The sequence below is a fragment of the Corynebacterium sp. KPL2850 genome (assembly GCF_040225855.1).
Taxonomy (GTDB): domain Bacteria; phylum Actinomycetota; class Actinomycetes; order Mycobacteriales; family Mycobacteriaceae; genus Corynebacterium.
This window is the reverse complement of sequence record NZ_JBEHFV010000023.1, coordinates 23,587-39,228: the sequence shown is the minus strand read 5'-3', so window position 1 is coordinate 39,228 and position 15,642 is coordinate 23,587. Positions and strand designations below refer to the sequence as shown.

Annotated in this window: 15 protein-coding genes; 10 read left to right on the top strand and 5 right to left on the bottom strand. The window is 59.7% G+C overall.

Translation table 11 applies throughout. The annotated features are described in order from the left end of the window. From sucB to ABRP93_RS08575, 7 genes are all read left to right on the top strand, one after another. Nucleotides 1–1,185 (top strand): 2-oxoglutarate dehydrogenase, E2 component, dihydrolipoamide succinyltransferase (sucB, locus tag ABRP93_RS08605; RefSeq protein WP_349887663.1); only part of this gene is annotated, 1,185 nt, incomplete at its 5' end. Between the two features lie 297 nt (nt 1,186–1,482). After that, on the top strand, nt 1,483–4,326 hold the full coding sequence (gcvP, locus tag ABRP93_RS08600; protein ID WP_349887664.1) for an aminomethyl-transferring glycine dehydrogenase: 2,844 nt from the start codon (nt 1,483–1,485) through the stop codon (nt 4,324–4,326). Nucleotides 4,327–4,328: 2 nt separating this feature from the next. Continuing rightward, complete coding sequence (gene gcvT, locus ABRP93_RS08595) at nt 4,329–5,441, top strand: glycine cleavage system aminomethyltransferase GcvT (RefSeq protein WP_023023153.1); 1,113 nt, start codon at nt 4,329–4,331, stop codon at nt 5,439–5,441. 45 nt (nt 5,442–5,486) lie between these two features. Continuing rightward, nucleotides 5,487–5,879 (top strand): glycine cleavage system protein GcvH, encoded by a 393-nt coding sequence (gene gcvH / locus ABRP93_RS08590; RefSeq protein WP_023023155.1) that lies wholly within the window; start codon nt 5,487–5,489, stop codon nt 5,877–5,879. 118 nt (nt 5,880–5,997) lie between these two features. Beyond that, nucleotides 5,998–6,801: a lipoyl(octanoyl) transferase LipB gene (lipB, locus tag ABRP93_RS08585; protein ID WP_023023157.1), complete on the top strand. Its 804-nt coding sequence runs from the start codon at nt 5,998–6,000 to the stop codon at nt 6,799–6,801. A gap of 137 nt (nt 6,802–6,938) precedes the next feature. Then, nucleotides 6,939–8,003: a lipoyl synthase gene (lipA, locus tag ABRP93_RS08580; RefSeq protein WP_023023160.1), complete on the top strand. Its 1,065-nt coding sequence runs from the start codon at nt 6,939–6,941 to the stop codon at nt 8,001–8,003. Between the two features lie 83 nt (nt 8,004–8,086). Further along, the gene (locus ABRP93_RS08575) at nt 8,087–8,872 is read left to right on the top strand and encodes a DUF4191 domain-containing protein (RefSeq protein ID WP_023023162.1); all 786 of its coding nucleotides are present in this window, start codon (nt 8,087–8,089) and stop codon (nt 8,870–8,872) included. Nucleotides 8,873–9,025: 153 nt separating this feature from the next. Here ABRP93_RS08575 and ABRP93_RS08570 read toward each other — a convergent pair whose 3' ends face one another. Continuing rightward, nucleotides 9,026–9,499: an RDD family protein gene (locus tag ABRP93_RS08570; protein WP_023023164.1), complete on the bottom strand. Its 474-nt coding sequence runs from the start codon at nt 9,497–9,499 to the stop codon at nt 9,026–9,028. 118 nt (nt 9,500–9,617) lie between these two features. On the opposite strand from ABRP93_RS08570, the gene glnA reads away from it, so the two are divergent. From glnA to ABRP93_RS08555, 3 genes are all read left to right on the top strand, one after another. Then, nucleotides 9,618–11,051: a type I glutamate--ammonia ligase gene (gene glnA, locus ABRP93_RS08565; RefSeq protein ID WP_349887661.1), complete on the top strand. Its 1,434-nt coding sequence runs from the start codon at nt 9,618–9,620 to the stop codon at nt 11,049–11,051. 233 nt (nt 11,052–11,284) lie between these two features. Next, on the top strand, nt 11,285–12,229 hold the full coding sequence (locus tag ABRP93_RS08560) for a TDT family transporter (protein WP_349853621.1): 945 nt from the start codon (nt 11,285–11,287) through the stop codon (nt 12,227–12,229). 30 nt (nt 12,230–12,259) lie between these two features. Beyond that, nucleotides 12,260–12,634, top strand: coding sequence for a hypothetical protein (locus ABRP93_RS08555; protein WP_349853619.1), 375 nt, complete (start codon nt 12,260–12,262; stop codon nt 12,632–12,634). On the opposite strand, the gene ABRP93_RS08550 is transcribed toward ABRP93_RS08555, so the two are convergent. From ABRP93_RS08550 to thrC, 4 genes are read right to left on the bottom strand one after another with little or no spacing between them, the layout of a single operon-like run. Further along, entirely contained in the window at nt 12,631–13,176 is a 546-nt protein-coding gene (locus tag ABRP93_RS08550) for an NUDIX hydrolase (protein WP_349853618.1), read from the bottom strand. The two genes, ABRP93_RS08555 and ABRP93_RS08550, sit on opposite strands and share 4 nt — an antisense overlap. A gap of 30 nt (nt 13,177–13,206) precedes the next feature. Further along, the gene (locus ABRP93_RS08545) at nt 13,207–14,052 is read right to left on the bottom strand and encodes a trypsin-like serine protease (protein ID WP_349887659.1); all 846 of its coding nucleotides are present in this window, start codon (nt 14,050–14,052) and stop codon (nt 13,207–13,209) included. Continuing rightward, a complete protein-coding gene (locus ABRP93_RS08540; protein WP_005278279.1) occupies nt 14,027–14,173 on the bottom strand; it encodes a hypothetical protein in 147 nt (48 codons plus the stop codon). Before ABRP93_RS08540 ends, ABRP93_RS08545 begins: the two co-directional genes overlap by 26 nt. A 7-nt stretch (nt 14,174–14,180) precedes the next feature. Beyond that, on the bottom strand, nt 14,181–15,623 hold the full coding sequence (gene thrC / locus ABRP93_RS08535) for a threonine synthase (protein ID WP_349887658.1): 1,443 nt from the start codon (nt 15,621–15,623) through the stop codon (nt 14,181–14,183). Nucleotides 15,624–15,642: the final 19 nt, after the last annotated feature.

Genomic DNA, 15,642 nt, shown 5'->3' with positions numbered 1-15,642 from the left:
GAAGACGACACCATCGAGGTCGGCGAAGCCATCGCCCGCGTCGGCGACGAAAACGCCGCACCATCCTCCGACGACTCTGACGACTCCGACTCCGACGACGACAAGTCCGAGGAAAAGAAGGAAGAGCCTAAGTCTGACGAGAAGAAGGAAGACAAGGCCCAGCCTGCCAAGGAGGAGAAGAAGGAAGAGCCGAAGCAGGATTCTTCCCTGAACACCTCCACCAAGGTCAACAACGGCGATAACGTTCCATACGTGACCCCGTTGGTGCGCAAGCTGGCTGATAAGCACGGCGTAGACCTCAGCTCCATTGAAGGCACCGGTGTGGGCGGACGCATCCGCAAGCAGGACGTCCTTGCAGCTGCTGGTGAGGGCGATGCGAAGGCATCGGCAGGCGAAGATAAGAAGACTGCTGACTCCCCACGCGCACGCTGGTCCACCAAGTCCGTGGATCCGGAAAAGCAGGAGCTTATCGGTACCACCAAGAAGGTCAACCGCATCCGCGAAATCACCGCTACCAAGATGGTGGAAGCGCTGCAGATTTCCGCACAGCTTACCCACGTACAGGAAGTCGATATGACTCCTATTTGGGACATGCGCAAGAAGAGCAAGCAGGCGTTCATTGATAAGTATGGCGCCAACCTGTCCTTCCTGCCGTTCATCGTGAAGGCCACCACGGAGGCTTTGGTCTCCCACCCGAACGTGAACGCCTCCTATGACCCAGAAACCAAGGAGATGACCTACCACGAGGATGTCAACGTCGCCATCGCCGTAGACACCCCGAAGGGTCTGCTCACCCCGGTCATCCACAAGGCACAGAACCTGTCCTTGCCGGAAATCGCGCAGCAAATTGCAGAGCTGGCTGATAAGGCCCGCAATAACAAGCTGAAGCCAAATGACCTGACCGGTGCCACCTTCACCGTGACCAATATCGGTTCCGAGGGCGCCCTGCTCGATACCCCGATCCTGGTTCCGCCACAGGCCGGAATCCTGGGTACCGCGGCTATCCAGAAGCGCGCTGTGGTGGTCAACGAGAATGGCCAGGATGCCATCGCCATCCGCCAAATGTGCTTCCTGCCCTTCACCTATGACCACCAGGTCATCGATGGTGCGGATGCAGGCCGCTTCATCACCACCATCAAGGACCGCCTGGAGACTGCAGACTTCGAGGCTGACCTCGATATCTAAAAGCAGTTAGCTAACTGGCATACCTCCCGTTCCTTCTACTCGAAGGGGCGGGAGGTTTTGTCATGCCTGGGGTACCGCGCGGGGGTGTAGCGCGTGAACCTCCGCCACAGATATCAGACGAATTTTATCCCGGCACTACAAGACATATTTCACTAATTGGGAGGTAAGCAGGCTACAACATATTTTCATCGGAGAGTTACTGCATAAAAGTTTCTCAAGGGCGCTGTTTTTACCGGTTATTAAACATATACTTAGGGGCGGTTAAGACCATTGCACCCGATGAAGGAGACCTCACAGATGGATTTCATCTCCCGCCACCTAGGGCCGGATTCTTCCGAGCAGGCCGCCATGCTCGGCACGGTGGGCTACGACAGCGTGCAGGCGCTTGTCGATGCCGCCATCCCGCCCAAGATCCGCGCTACGGAACTTCCCCACCTGCCAGAAGCACTTTCTGAAGACGGGGCACAGGCCGCTTTGCGGGAGTTCGCCAATCAAAACACTGTGCTGAAGCCCTTCTATGGCCAGGGCTATTCGGACACCCTGACCCCCGCCGTCATCCGCCGCGGCCTACTTGAGGATGCCGGCTGGTATACCGCGTACACCCCCTACCAGCCTGAAATTTCCCAGGGCCGCTTGGAAGCCTTGCTCAACTTTCAGACCATGATCGAGTCTCTGACAGGTCTGCCCATCGCGAACGCTTCCTTGTTGGATGAGACTTCCGCTACCGCAGAGGCGGTCGGTTTGATGTCTCGCGCGGTGAAGAAGGGCCGCCGCGTCGTGCTGGACTCCCGCCTCCACCCACAGGTGCTCACCGTTGCCGCTGAACGCGCCCGCGCGATTGACCTCGAGGTAGAGATCGTCGACCTGCGCGAGGGCTTGGTGGGCGAAGACCTCATCGGTGCCGTCATCGCTTACACCGGCACCGAAGGCGAGATTTTCGATCCTTCTGCTGTGATTGAAGAGCTGCACACCCGCGGCGCGCTGGCCTCCGTAGTCACTGACCCGCTGTCCCTGCTGCTCCTAGAAGGCCCCGGAAACTTGGGCGCCGATATCGTTTTGGGCTCGTCCCAGCGCTTTGGTGTACCCCTCTTCTTCGGTGGCCCGCACGCTGCCTACATGGCGGTAACGGATAAGCTCAAGCGCCAGATGCCGGGCCGCATCGTCGGTGTCTCCAAGGATGCAGATGGCCGCCCGGCCTACCGCTTGGCGCTACAAACCCGCGAGCAGCACATCCGCCGCGAGCGCGCGACCTCCAATATTTGTACTGCCCAGGCACTTTTGGCCAATGTGGCCTCGATGTATGCCGTCTACCATGGGCCGAAGGGACTCAAGGACATCGCCGAGCGCGTGCACAGCTTGTCCTCCTCCTTCGCCCAGTCCATCGTGGATGCTGGTTTGGAGATTACATCGCAGCACTTCTTCGATACCGTCACCGTCTGCGGTGTTGACGCCCAGAAGATCAAGGCCGATCTGCAGGATGCGGGCTACTTGGTGCGCGCAATCGGAACCGACAAGGTATCCGTATCCTTCGGTGAATCCGCTACGCAGCGCGATGTCGCACACTTGGCAGAGGCCTTCGGCGCCACCCCGGCTGAAGCAAACTTTGACCTGCCGGAGAACCTGCAGCGTGCCGAGGAACCGCTAGAGCACGAGATTTTCCACTCCATCCATTCTGAGACCCAGATGCTGCGCTACCTGCGCAAGCTCGCGGACAAGGACTTGGCGCTGGACCGCTCCATGATTCCGCTGGGCTCGTGCACCATGAAGCTCAACCCCACCGCGGCCATGGAGCCCATCTCCTGGCCAGAATTCGCGGGCATCCACCCGTATGCCCCAGAAGAAACCACGGCGGGCTGGCGCGCGTTGGTGGAAGAGATCGAAGGCTGGCTCGCCGAGCTTACCGGCTATGCCAAGGTCTCCATCCAGCCGAATGCCGGCTCCCAGGGCGAGTTGGCGGGTCTACTGGCCATTCGCCGCTACCACGTGGCCAATGGCGATAATGAGCGCGATGTCGTGCTCATCCCGGCCTCCGCGCACGGCACCAACGCCGCTTCTGCCACCCTGGCTAACCTGCGCGTCGCCGTGGTCAAGACCGCCGAGGACGGCTCCATTGACGTCGCGGACTTGGAAGAAAAGATCGAAAAGCACGGCAACCACATCGCCGGCATCATGGTTACCTACCCCTCCACCCACGGCGTCTTCGACCCCGAGGTGCGCGATGTGTGCGATAAGGTGCACGCGGTCGGCGGCCAAGTCTACATCGATGGCGCCAACATGAACGCGCTGACCGGCTGGGCACGCCCAGGCGATTTCGGCGGCGATGTCTCCCACCTCAACCTGCACAAGACCTTCACCATTCCGCACGGTGGCGGCGGCCCGGGCGTTGGCCCGGTGGCTGTGGCAGAACACCTCATCCCTTTCCTACCCAGCGATGCCGCATCCCCTGAGCTTGATGCCACCGCGGAAACCCCTGTTGGCCAGGGCGTTCCCATTACCGGCAGCAAGTACGGCTCCGCCGGCGTCCTGCCCATTTCCTGGGCTTACCTGGCCATGACCGGTGCCGAGGGCCTCGCCGCCGCATCCGGCCACGCAGTATTGGGCGCTAACTACCTGGCGGCCTCGCTCAACGAATACTTCCCCGTCCTCTACACCGGCAACGAGGGCTTGGTGGCACACGAGTGCATCATCGATTTGCGCGAGCTTACCGATGCCTCCGGGGTCACCGCCGCCGATGTGGCCAAGCGCCTCATTGACTTCGGCTTCCACGCCCCCACCCTGGCCTTCCCTGTGGCCGGCACCTTGATGATTGAGCCCACCGAGTCTGAGGACAAGGGCGAGCTGGATCGCTTCATCGAAGCCATGCGCACCATCCGCGCCGAAATCCAGGAGATCATCGACGGTGAGGTGGCCTACGAGGACTCCGTTATCCACCACGCACCGTTTACGGCTGAGTCGGTGGCTACCGATAACTGGGAGTACTCCTTCGGCCGCGACAAGGCCGCGTGGCCGGTCAAATCCCTATTGCATAGCTACAAGTATTTCCCACCGGTTCGCCGCCTCGATGAGGCCTACGGCGACCGCAACCTGGTGTGCAGCTGCCCGCCGCCAGAAGCATTCGAGATCGACGATTCCGAGGAGTAACAATGACCGAACTTCTAACCTCCCCGCTCAATGCCAAGCACGAGGAACTCGGCGCTACCTTCACGGCCTTTGGGCCGTGGAATATGCCGCTGAAGTACAACAGCGAGCTGGAAGAACACCGCGCCGTTCGCAACAGCGCAGGCCTGTTTGATCTCTCCCACATGGGTGAAATCTGGGTCAATGGACCCGACGCCGGCAAGTTCTTGTCCTACTCCTTCATCTCTAACCTAGATTCGCTGAAGGTGGGCAAGGCCAAGTACTCCATGATCACCGCTGAAGACGGCGGCATCATCGATGACCTGATTTCCTATCGCTTCGAGGATGACAAGTTCCTCGTCGTGCCCAACGCCGGCAATGCCGATACCGTCTGGGATGAGCTCAATAAGCGCTCCGAGGGCTTCGACGTAGAGCTCAAGAACGAGTCCCGCGACGTTGCCATGATCGCCGTGCAGGGCCCCAAGGCCGCCGAAATCCTCGTCCCGCTGGTAGAGGACAATAAGCAAGAAGCCGTCTACGAACTGGGCTACTACGCCGCCACGATGGGCAAGGTGGCACGCACCTTCGCCATCATCGCACGCACCGGTTATACCGGCGAGGATGGCTTCGAGCTCATCGTCTACAACTCCGATGCCCCGCAGTTGTGGGAAGAATTGCTCAAGGCGGGCGCGGAATATGACATCAAGCCGTGCGGCCTAGCCGCGCGCGATTCCCTGCGCTTGGAGGCTGGCATGCCGCTCTACGGCAACGAGCTCTCCCGCGATATCACCCCGGTAGAGGCGGGCATGTCGCGCGCCTTTGCCAAGAAAGAAGCTGACTTCGTGGGCGCAGACGTCATCCGCAAGCGTGCCGAGGAAGGCCCACAGGTCGTTATCTCCGGGCTCACCTCGGATCAGCGCCGCGCGGCGCGTGCCGGCGCCGAGGTCTACCTCAATGACACCAAGGTCGGCACCGTCACCTCGGGTCAGCCCTCCCCCACGCTTGGCCACCCAGTGGCCATTGCGCTGCTTGATACCAGCGCGGAGCTCGAACCGGGCACCGCGGTGGAGGTAGAAATCCGCGGCAAACGTTATCCTTTTGAGGTAACCGCGTTGCCGTTCTACAAGCGCGACAAGTAAGCCACCCACACACCCTAAAATCTCAGCCCGAAAGGACTACATACCATGTCTAACCTGCCCCAAGACTTTTCCTACTCCGAAGACCACGAATGGATTAACGCCGCCAAGGACGCCGTAGAAGGCAAGACCGTTCGCATCGGCATCACCTCCGTTGCCGCAGACCGCCTGGGCGAGGTCGTCTTTGCAGAACTGCCAGAGGTAGGCGATACCGTCACCGCCGGTGATTCTTGTGGCGAGGTCGAATCCACCAAGTCCGTATCCGACCTGTTTTCCCCGGTCACCGGCACCGTGAAGGCCGTCAACGATGCCGTACACGATGACTACGCCGTCATCAACAACGACCCCTTCGGCGAAGGCTGGCTCATCGAAGTCGAGGTGGATGAAGCAGGCGAGCTCATGGAGGCAGAGGAATACGCCTCCGCGAACGGCCTCGACTAAAGGCGTCTAATTCGAGACCCCCTCGAGCATAAAATTGGCGGGAGGATGCTATGGCATTCTCCCGCTTTACTTTTCCTCGCTTTGCTTTTCCCTACCAAAGAAGACGACACTAGAGATTATGACTGCACCACGCGATCCTTTCTTTCCCGCTGAACGCTCCATTCGCGCCTCGGACAACCCCCTTGAAATACGCCATTTGGGCCGCATGGATTACCAAGAGGCGTGGGATTATCAGGCGGAAGTGGCGGCTGCGCGCGCGCAGGGCACGCAGGACGATGTGGTCTTAGTAGTCGAACACCCCAATATCTACACCGCGGGCAAGCGCACGCAGCCTGAGGACATGCCGGATAACGATCTGCCGGTCATCACCGTGGACCGCGGTGGGCGCATTACCTGGCACGGCGAAGGGCAGTTGGTGCTCTACCCCATCATCAAGCTGGCAGAGCCTGTCGATGTCGTCGATTATGTCCGCCGCCTCGAGGAGGCCACCATCCAGGCCGTACGGGAGTTGGGCGTGACGACCGCAGGTCGCATCGACGGCCGCTCCGGGGTGTGGGTGCCTTCTACCACCCAGGCAAAAGATCCTTCAGCCTCGCAGCGCGATCGCAAGATCGCCGCGCTGGGAATCCGCATCACCCGCGGGGTTACCATGCACGGCTTGGCACTCAACTGCAGCAATACGCTGGAGTATTACGATCACATCGTGGCCTGTGGCATCGATGATGCAGATATCACCACGCTCTCGCTGGAACTCGGCCGCGAGGTCACGATGGAAGAGGCCGCACAGCCACTCTTGCAGGCGCTTGATGATGCCCTCTCGGGCCGCCTCATCGTTGCCGATCACAGTTTCGGTTCCGCACCCGATCCCACAAAGCTTGCGAATGAGAAGGCGCGAAAGCGGCGTCGGCAAGCGCAGGCTTAAGCCCCCATGGCCCTAGTTTGGGGCTAGCGTGGAATAGTTGTGCGCCCGCGCGCCTTATACCAAGAAGAGCTATTAGCCATCACCATCTTTGATCGATAAAGTGAGTATTTGTGACTGTAAAGCCTGAAGGACGCAAGATGCTCCGCATTGAGAAGAAAAATGCGGAGTCGCCCATCGAACAAAAGCCGCGGTGGATCCGCAACCAGGTTCGCACCGGACCGGGCTACGAGGACATGAAATCCCGCGTGGCCGGCGCTTCCCTGCACACCGTCTGCCAAGAAGCCGGGTGTCCGAATATCCACGAATGCTGGGAATCCCGCGAGGCAACCTTCCTCATCGGCGGCGATAAGTGCACGCGCCGTTGCGACTTCTGCGATATCGCTACCGGCAAGCCGGAGCCGCTCGACCGCGACGAGCCGCGCCGCGTGGCCGAAAACATCCAGGAAATGGACCTCAACTACACCACCATTACCGGTGTGACCCGCGATGACCTCCCGGATGAGGGCGCATGGCTGTATGCGGAGATCGTGCGCAAGATCCACGAGCTCAACCCGCACACCGGCGTAGAGAACCTCACCCCAGATTTCTCTGGCAAGCCGGACCTGCTCGAAGAGGTCTTCGAGGCGCAGCCCGAGGTCTTCGCCCACAACCTGGAGACCGTGCCGCGCATCTTCAAGCGCATCCGCCCGGCCTTCCGCTACGAGCGCTCCCTCGATGTTATCCGCCAGGCCCACGACTACGGCCTTATTACCAAGTCCAACCTGATTTTGGGCATGGGCGAGACCGAGGACGAGGTCGAGGAAGCATTGCGCGACCTGCGCGAGGCTGGCTGCGACATCATCACCATCACCCAGTACCTGCGCCCCGGCCCGCGCTTCCACCCCATCGAGCGCTGGGTGCGCCCGGAGGAATTCGTGGCTCACTCCAAGCTGGCTAAGGAACTGGGCTTCGGCGGCGTCATGTCCGGCCCGCTGGTTCGCTCTTCCTACCGCGCCGGCCGCCTGTACGTGCAGGCCATGGAAAAGCGCGGCCTGGAGCTGCCGGAGAACCTCAAGCACCTTAAGGAGACCTCCCAGGGCGCTACCGCTCAAGAGGCATCCACCTTGCTGGATAAGTACGGTCCTTCGGAAGAAACCCCGGTAACCACCCGCATGGCCAAGACTCCGGCCAATGCTAATTCGGTCGCGGCAACCGTGCGCTAAAATCCCGGAATATTCTTACTCGGCCCTCGCCATCTGCGGGGGCCGTTTAACATTTTTGTCACCTGACCCTTAAAGTAGGAACTATGGCGAAAGATGACAAAGCAGCCATGAAAGCTGCCAAGAAGCAAGAACGCGCGGCCAAGCGCCAAAAGCGTAAGCAAACCTGGTCACAGTTGTGGCAGGCCTTCAATTTGCAACGCAAGCAGGATAAGGCGCTCATCCCTATCATGCTGGCCGCCTTCCTCGGCGTCGGCCTTTTGTTCTTCCTCATTGGTACGCTCTTTAACGGTCAATGGTTCATGCTGATTATCGGCCTGGGCTTGGGCGCGCTTTTGGCGATGTTCCTTTTTACCCGCCGCCTAGAACGCGATATGTACAAGCGCGTCGAAGACCAACCCGGCGCCGCCGGTTGGGCCTTGGAGCAGCAGCTGCGCAATACCGTCGGCATCGTATGGTCCGTAAAATCTGGCATCGCCGCTACCCGCCAGCAGGACCTTATCCACAGGGTCATCGGTAATGCGGGCGTCATCTTCGTGTGCGAGGGCAATAAGAACCGCCTTCGCCCCTCCCTTAACCAGCTAAAGAAACGCGTGGACAAGATTGCCGGCGGCGTGCCGGTCTATGAGGTCTACGTCGGCACCGGCGAGGACGAGGTGCCGGTTTCCAAGCTGCGCAACCACCTCATGAAGCTGCCGCGCAACTACAATAAGAACGCTACCTACGAAAATATCCGCCGCATTGAGGCCATGGACTCCATGCCGGGAACAATGCCCGGCATGCCTAAGGGCCCAATGCCGCAACAGGCGCAGAACATGTCCGGTATGAACCGCCGCATGCGCCGCGCGCAACAGCGCAAAGGCAAGGGCTAAATACTGCTTTAGCCACTCACCCCGGCTAGGCTTTCGGCTCTCGCCTTGCTCTTAAGCAGAAACAGTCCCTGCAACCACCCGATTGGGAAAGGTTGCAGGGACTGTCGTGGTTTTCGTAATTTTACGGTGCGCGGGACTTATCCCCGCGCGCCGCTAAGAGTTAATAACGATGGTGCCAGTTGCGCGGTCGTGCATGCCGCGGCCGTCCGCGTCCACCATGGCGGCGGGAAAGATGACGCCGGTAAGCAACGTGCGCACTGCCGCGCGCCACAGGCCCACCTGCGCGCCAGGCACATCTAGGCGGGCCACGCCCATGCCGAGGATGAGCATGCCCGGGGTGCGTGCGAATAGCCAGCCGCACACGATGCCCATTAACGCCCAGAGCGCGTAGCCTAAAAAGGATACGCCTCCGAGCTGCGTGGTGAACATGTGGATGAGATTGGCCAGCAGCATGCAAATGATCCAGTCAATGGCTACGGCGCCTGCGCGGCGGCCTACCGACGCCATGGACCCAGGCCCAGATTCCGGCAAGCCCAAGTTTTCACCTGGCCACCGGCCGGGGGTTCCTGCATCGTCATATTCGCCCGGAATATTGGGCCCATCGAGCCACGTGCGCTTGTCTGCCATGCTCACCAATTTAGTTGCCCCTCACCCAGAAGTGAAACGAGGCCAATGGCCATGCCGGGTGGATAAAACTAGTAGGCTATAGGCAGATAATTCATCGGCCAACAAACAGGAGGCAATCTTGTCTTTCGAGACAGTGCAGGACATCGTCCAATTTATTCAGGATGAGGACGTAAAGTTCGTGGATGTCCGCTTTACGGACGTCCCCGGCACCGAGCACCACTTTTCCATCCCTGCCAGCGAATTTACTGAAGAAGATGCCGAAAATGGCTTGGCCTTTGATGGTTCTTCGATTCGTGGTTTTACCACCATCGAAGAATCCGATATGACGCTGCTGCCGGATCCGGCCACCGCGCATATCGATCCCTTCCGTTCGGCGAAGACCCTGAATATCAAGTTCTTCGTCCACGATCCCTTTACCTTTGAGCCTTTTACCCGTGACTCGCGCAATATTGCCCGCAAGGCCGAGGAATACTTGCAGTCCACGGGCATCGCCGATACCTGTAACTTTGGCGCCGAGGCCGAGTTCTACCTCTTCGATTCCGTGCGCTATGGCACCGATATGCAACACGGTTTCTATGAGGTGGACTCGAACGAAGGCTGGTGGAACCGCGATAACGAGACCAACTTGGACGGCACCCCCAATACCGGTTACAAGACCCGCGTAAAGGGCGGCTACTTTCCCACCCCGCCGTACGATAAGCACAGCGAGGTCCGCGATGACATCGTGGCCAACCTGCAAGAGGTCGGCTTCCAGATCGAGCGTTTCCACCATGAGGTGGGCGCGGCCCAAAACGAGATCAACTATCGCTTCAACTCGCTGCTGCACGCCGGCGATGACATCCAGACCTTCAAGTACGTGGTCAAGCGCACCGCCCAGGAGTGGGGCAAGACCGCGACCTTCATGCCTAAGCCGCTGGCTGGCGATAATGGTTCTGGCATGCACGCCCACATGTCCTTGTGGAAGGACGGCGAGCCCCTCTTCCACGATGAGGCTGGCTACGCCGGGCTTTCCGATATCGCCCGCTACTTCATCGGCGGCATCCTCCACCACGCCGGCGCCGTGCTCGCCTTTACCAACCCAACGCTGAACTCCTACCACCGCCTGGTTCCTGGCTTCGAGGCGCCGATCAACCTGGTGTACTCCCAGCGCAACCGTTCGGCTGCGATCCGCATCCCGATTACCGGTTCCAACCCGAAGGCTAAGCGCATCGAGTTCCGCGCCCCGGACCCATCCAGCAACCCATACCTGGCCTTTGCCGCCATGATGATGGCCGGTGTGGATGGTGTGAAGAACCGCATTGAGCCGCACGCCCCGGTGGATAAGGACCTCTACGAGCTGCCGCCAGCAGAGGCTGAGTCCATCCCGCAGGCACCAACCTCCCTGGAGGCTTCCCTGGAGGCGCTGAAGGAAGACATGGACTTCCTGACCGAGGGCGATGTCTTTACCGAGGATCTCCTCGAGACCTACATCAACTACAAGTACGAAAACGAGATCAACCCCGCGCGCCTGCGTCCCACCCCGCAGGAGTTCGAGCTCTACTTCGACTGCTAAGCCGTCACTGCAAGTTCTCAGCTTGCATTTTCTACAAAGCAGCCACCTAACCAATGCTTAGGTGGCTGCTTTCTTTTGCTTGCGGTGGCACTGCTAGGTATATCCGAGAGCTTCGCCATAATCGCTGCCCACTTTGAGGATGGACGCTCTCCAGCGCACGCATGAGGGTTTTCACCAAATTAAAAGCGGCTCAGTCTAAGTAAGAAGCTCTAGATGAAATTAGAATCTAGGTAGTGACTGATAAATTCCGCCAACTTCCCCCTCCTGGTCCTGCCTGGGCCGGCAGCCTCATGGGCACCTCCATCGTCTCGCGCATGTTGGTTGAAGAAGACATGCTCGTTGCCGCAGGTGTATTTGCGGCACTCGCATGCGCCATCTTCGTCGTGCTGACTGCCGGTTACGCCCGCTACCGCAGTCCGCGATTTGAGCGGACCACCATGGCGGAATGGTCCATGTTTTTCATCGGCGTCCTCGCGCTTGGTGCGGCACTATCCGGGTTAACGGATAACGGGGTATTTCGCCTCGTCGGTTTTTGGATCGGCGGCCCCGTCACCGTTATCACGTGGGGCATTCAGCTCACCCGCTTCGATGGAGAGCCGCGTTTTACCTGGGGTCTCCCCTTGGTAGGACCGATGATTTCAGCATCGGTAGCCGGGTGGCTGGCCCGCGATTACGGGCAGATTTACCACATCATGGGCACAGCACTCTTCGCCATGTCCTTGCTGACAGCAGTCCCGGTATTTGCCTACGTCTACTGGGCGGCCTGGCACGGCACGGTGGATTTTAGTGGTGGAAAATCCGCTACCGCGTGGGTGCCGCTAGGCGTGGTAGGGCAATCCACCACCGCAATGCAGATCCTGTACCCCGGCAGTATCTCCGTGTACTACGGTCTTATTGCCCTTGCTATTGCCATCCCGCTTTCGCTTTATGCGATGGTGACTTTTTATCCGCAAGCAGCCCGCTGGGTTCCCTACTCCCCTGCGTGGTGGGCGTGCACCTTCCCGCCTGGCACCGTGAGCATGGGCGGGCACCAAACGGCATTGGTCAATGGTTCAGAATGGCTTGACGTTATCGCGCTGAGCATTCCCCTGCTCCTTATCGCGCACTGGTGCCTGTGCTCAGCGCGTTTCTTAGGCTGGATCTGGGAGGGCCGCACGCGCAAAGAACTGACTCACTAGGAGGTGTCTTCCCTCGTCTATCATCGAGCCATGAGCCCTTCGCCTATTACCTTCATCGCCTGGGATGCCGCGGACCTTGACGGGGTGCGGGAGGTGCTCGCCGGCTTGCGGCGCGACGGAATCTTTTTATACCGAGCAGGCCTAGCGCTTGAAACCTCCTGGCTTGGCGAGGGCGCCCAGGATTTCTATGGCACTGCCTGGGAATGGGGTCCAGAAAATTGCGAGCTATTTTTTGAGCTCGCGCGGCGGGGAAAGCTGCTGATGACTATCGATGCCACGGTCATCTGCTGCGGATCCGATATAGACGCGGCGGATGCTCAGGAGTGCATCGCTCAGGAGCTGGTCGTAGCGAAGAGCGCGGATGAGCTCAAGCAACTACTCATCGGCGCGGAGGAAACGCGCTAGAGCCCGGGCTGCTCGCTGCGCTTCATCCAGCCCATGCGGGGAGAAAACCCCTGCGGGTGCTTGAGGTGCGCCACGGCATCCGCGACCATCAGGCGATGGCGGCGCGACACGCTATCCGGGAGGTGGGCCACCGAAAACCACTGCGCTTCGGTGTTTTCTTCATCGCTAATGACGGGCTCGGCGCCGTCGGCGACAGATAGGCGCAGCGCGGTGCCCATGAACATGCATTCATCGCCATTGGGATAGGTCACTGGGCCGGACTGGCCAACGCCAAGGAGCGCTTCCACCTTGGCATCGAGGCCTACCTCTTCCTTGACCTCGCGCAAGGCGGTGGTCGTAATCTCCTCGCCAGGCTCACAAATGCCTTCCACAGGGGTCCACACGGCATTATCCGCGCGCTTGACCAGAAGTACGGACGGCACCTCCCACAGGGCCGCACCGGTTGGTACATCGCGGAGAATGATGGAGCTGCACGCGGGGACGAAGAGCTGATCGTGGCCGATGGATTCACGCAGCTTCACAATATAATCAGGCGTTGGCATACCACCTAGCGTAGCCAATCTTGGCTGGTCTTATGCCACGGGGCCGAGGACCTTTAGCGCCAGTTCTTGGATATCCGGTGCGGTGGTAAAGGCCACGTCGATGTTCTGTTCCGTATCTTCGCAGCTGTGTCCCTCATCCAAGGGCTCGGTGATTCCAGAGACCAGCCCCACGATGGTCTGCCGGCCATCCACATCGCCGTAAACGGGCCCGCCGGAATCCCCGACCGCGCTGCACATCTCTGCCAGGGCGGCGTTGGAATCGTGTTCTAGCCCCTGATAATTCAGTTGCGTGGAATCCACCGCGTTTTTCACGTTCCCACAGGTCACGATGGTGGAACTGCCCAGCTTGCATACCGCATCCGGCAGCTTGTCCAGCTGCGTCGCTACGGTGGTGGCTACCTCGCCTGGGGTGTAGTAGTCCGCGTCGCGGTACAGCTCGATGAAGGCAACGTCCAAGTGATTAGTCTCCTCGGCAAAGAAATCCGAATAGATCACCTCGCCTACCGGATCGGCTGGGTATACAAAATCGCCCTCTTGGGTTCCGGCCCAGACCTTATCGCCAGGTTTGCCGCAATGGGAGGCCGTCACGGCGATGGTGCGGCCATCGGCAAGCGCGAAGGACCACGCCGCCGTGCAGGACTGGAAGTTAAAGTACTCGCCCGGCTGTGGGTCGCTCGTGGTTAAGTTCAGCGCGGCGCCTGGGGGCACCGGCACCACCGCGGGCTCATAAAACTCGTTCGGCGGCGCCGGCGGTGGCGTGTCGGTGGATTGCGCAACCACCCCATCCTGCTGCTGGGTGGCATCGGTGCTACACGATGCCACCATAAACAGCCCTGCTGCTGCCAGCAGGCTACTGGCTATCCGTACCCGCGTCACCTGCAGAGTCCTTGTCCTGTTCTTCCTTATCCGCCTCTGCTTGTGCTTTTAAGTCGCGGATGAATTTTTCCGGATCGAATTCGGTATAGTGCTCCGGCCCTGCGAAGTTTTCTAATGCCATGTGTTTGCTACACCTCCGTGTTCTTGATGCTCGAGGTAATAAAGTCCTTGACCGCTGCGGCATCGTTGGGCAGATCCGCCACGTGGCGCTCCGCGTTCAAGATGTCAGCAAACCGCTCCGGTGGCTGCGGCGCGCTCCCGATGGCCTCGGTGATGGTTTCGCTGAACTTTACCGGCAGTGCCGTCTCCAAGCAGACGATAGGCGTCGTCACGCCCTCTTTTTGGGCCGCACGCGCCACTTTGATGCCATCGGCCGTGTGTGGATCCGCCAGGTAGCCATAGCGCTCGTGTACGTCCTTGATGGTGGCAAGGCGGTCATCGTGGGTAGAGGAACCGGACAAGAAACCATAATCTTCGCGCGCGGCCGTGATGAGCTCTTCTTCAAGGTTAAACCCGCCTTCTTTGACCTTGGTACCAAAGAGATCTGCAACGCGGGCGGCATCGCGTCCTAAAAGATCGAAGGCGAAGCGCTCGAAGTTGGAGGCGCGGGAAATATCCATAGACGGCGACGAGGTGGCCATGGTTTCCGCGGCCGGACGCGGGCGGTAGTTGCCGGTGCGGAAGAACTCATCCAATACGTCATTCTCATTCGTCGCCACGATGAGGCGATCGATGGGAAGGCCCATGCTGCGCGCGATGTGACCGGCGCAGATATCGCCGAAGTTACCGGTAGGAACGCTAAAGGATACCTTCTGCTCGTTAGTATCGGTGACCTTGATCCAGCAGGAAATATAGTAAACCACCTGGGCTAGCAGGCGCGCCCAGTTAATGGAGTTGACCGCGCCGATGCGGTAGTTGGCCTTAAATTCCGCATCGCTGGAGACGGCCTTTACCACGTCCTGGCAATCATCAAAGACACCATCGAGGGCGATATTGAAAATATTCGGATCATCCAAGCCGAACATTTGCGCCTGCTGGAAGGCGGTCATGCGCCCGGCCGGGGTCAGCATAAAAACGCGGATGCCGTCGCGACCGCGCATGGCGTATTCGGCAGAAGAGCCAGTATCGCCAGAGGTAGCGCCCAAAATGTTCAGCGTCTCCCCGCGGCGGGCGAGCTCGTATTCAAAAAGCTCGCCCAAAAGCTGCATGGCCATATCTTTAAATGCAGCGGTGGGGCCCTCGGACAGGTGGCCGATAAAGAGGGCATCGCCAAGCTCAGTGACCGGAACGATCTCCGGGGAGGCAAACTTCGGGCTGGTATATGCCCGGGCTGCGATTTTATCCAGATCCTCGTCTGGAATATCATCGATAAACAGCTTGATGACCTCGGCCGCAAGGGCAGCATAGCCGTCAGTTTTGACCACTGTGCGCCACGTATCCAGCGTGGCGGAGTCCAGTTGCGGGTAGGTTTCAGGCAGGTATAGGCCACCATCGGGCGCTAGCCCTCCTAAGAGGATATCCGTAAAGGATGCGGGCTGGCCGGTGGTATCACGGGTCGAAATATACTTCACAAGATGAATCCTAGTAGTT

Coding starts and splice junctions, on each gene's coding strand:
- gcvP (WP_349887664.1), top strand. CDS start 1,483: ATGGATTTCATCTCCCGCCACCTAGGGCCGGATTCTTCCGAGCAGGCC.
- gcvT (WP_023023153.1), top strand. CDS start 4,329: ATGACCGAACTTCTAACCTCCCCGCTCAATGCCAAGCACGAGGAACTC.
- gcvH (WP_023023155.1), top strand. CDS start 5,487: ATGTCTAACCTGCCCCAAGACTTTTCCTACTCCGAAGACCACGAATGG.
- lipB (WP_023023157.1), top strand. CDS start 5,998: ATGACTGCACCACGCGATCCTTTCTTTCCCGCTGAACGCTCCATTCGC.
- lipA (WP_023023160.1), top strand. CDS start 6,939: ATGCTCCGCATTGAGAAGAAAAATGCGGAGTCGCCCATCGAACAAAAG.
- ABRP93_RS08575 (WP_023023162.1), top strand. CDS start 8,087: ATGGCGAAAGATGACAAAGCAGCCATGAAAGCTGCCAAGAAGCAAGAA.
- ABRP93_RS08570 (WP_023023164.1), bottom strand. CDS start 9,499: ATGGCAGACAAGCGCACGTGGCTCGATGGGCCCAATATTCCGGGCGAA.
- ABRP93_RS08555 (WP_349853619.1), top strand. CDS start 12,260: ATGAGCCCTTCGCCTATTACCTTCATCGCCTGGGATGCCGCGGACCTT.
- ABRP93_RS08550 (WP_349853618.1), bottom strand. CDS start 13,176: ATGCCAACGCCTGATTATATTGTGAAGCTGCGTGAATCCATCGGCCAC.
- ABRP93_RS08540 (WP_005278279.1), bottom strand. CDS start 14,173: ATGGCATTAGAAAACTTCGCAGGGCCGGAGCACTATACCGAATTCGAT.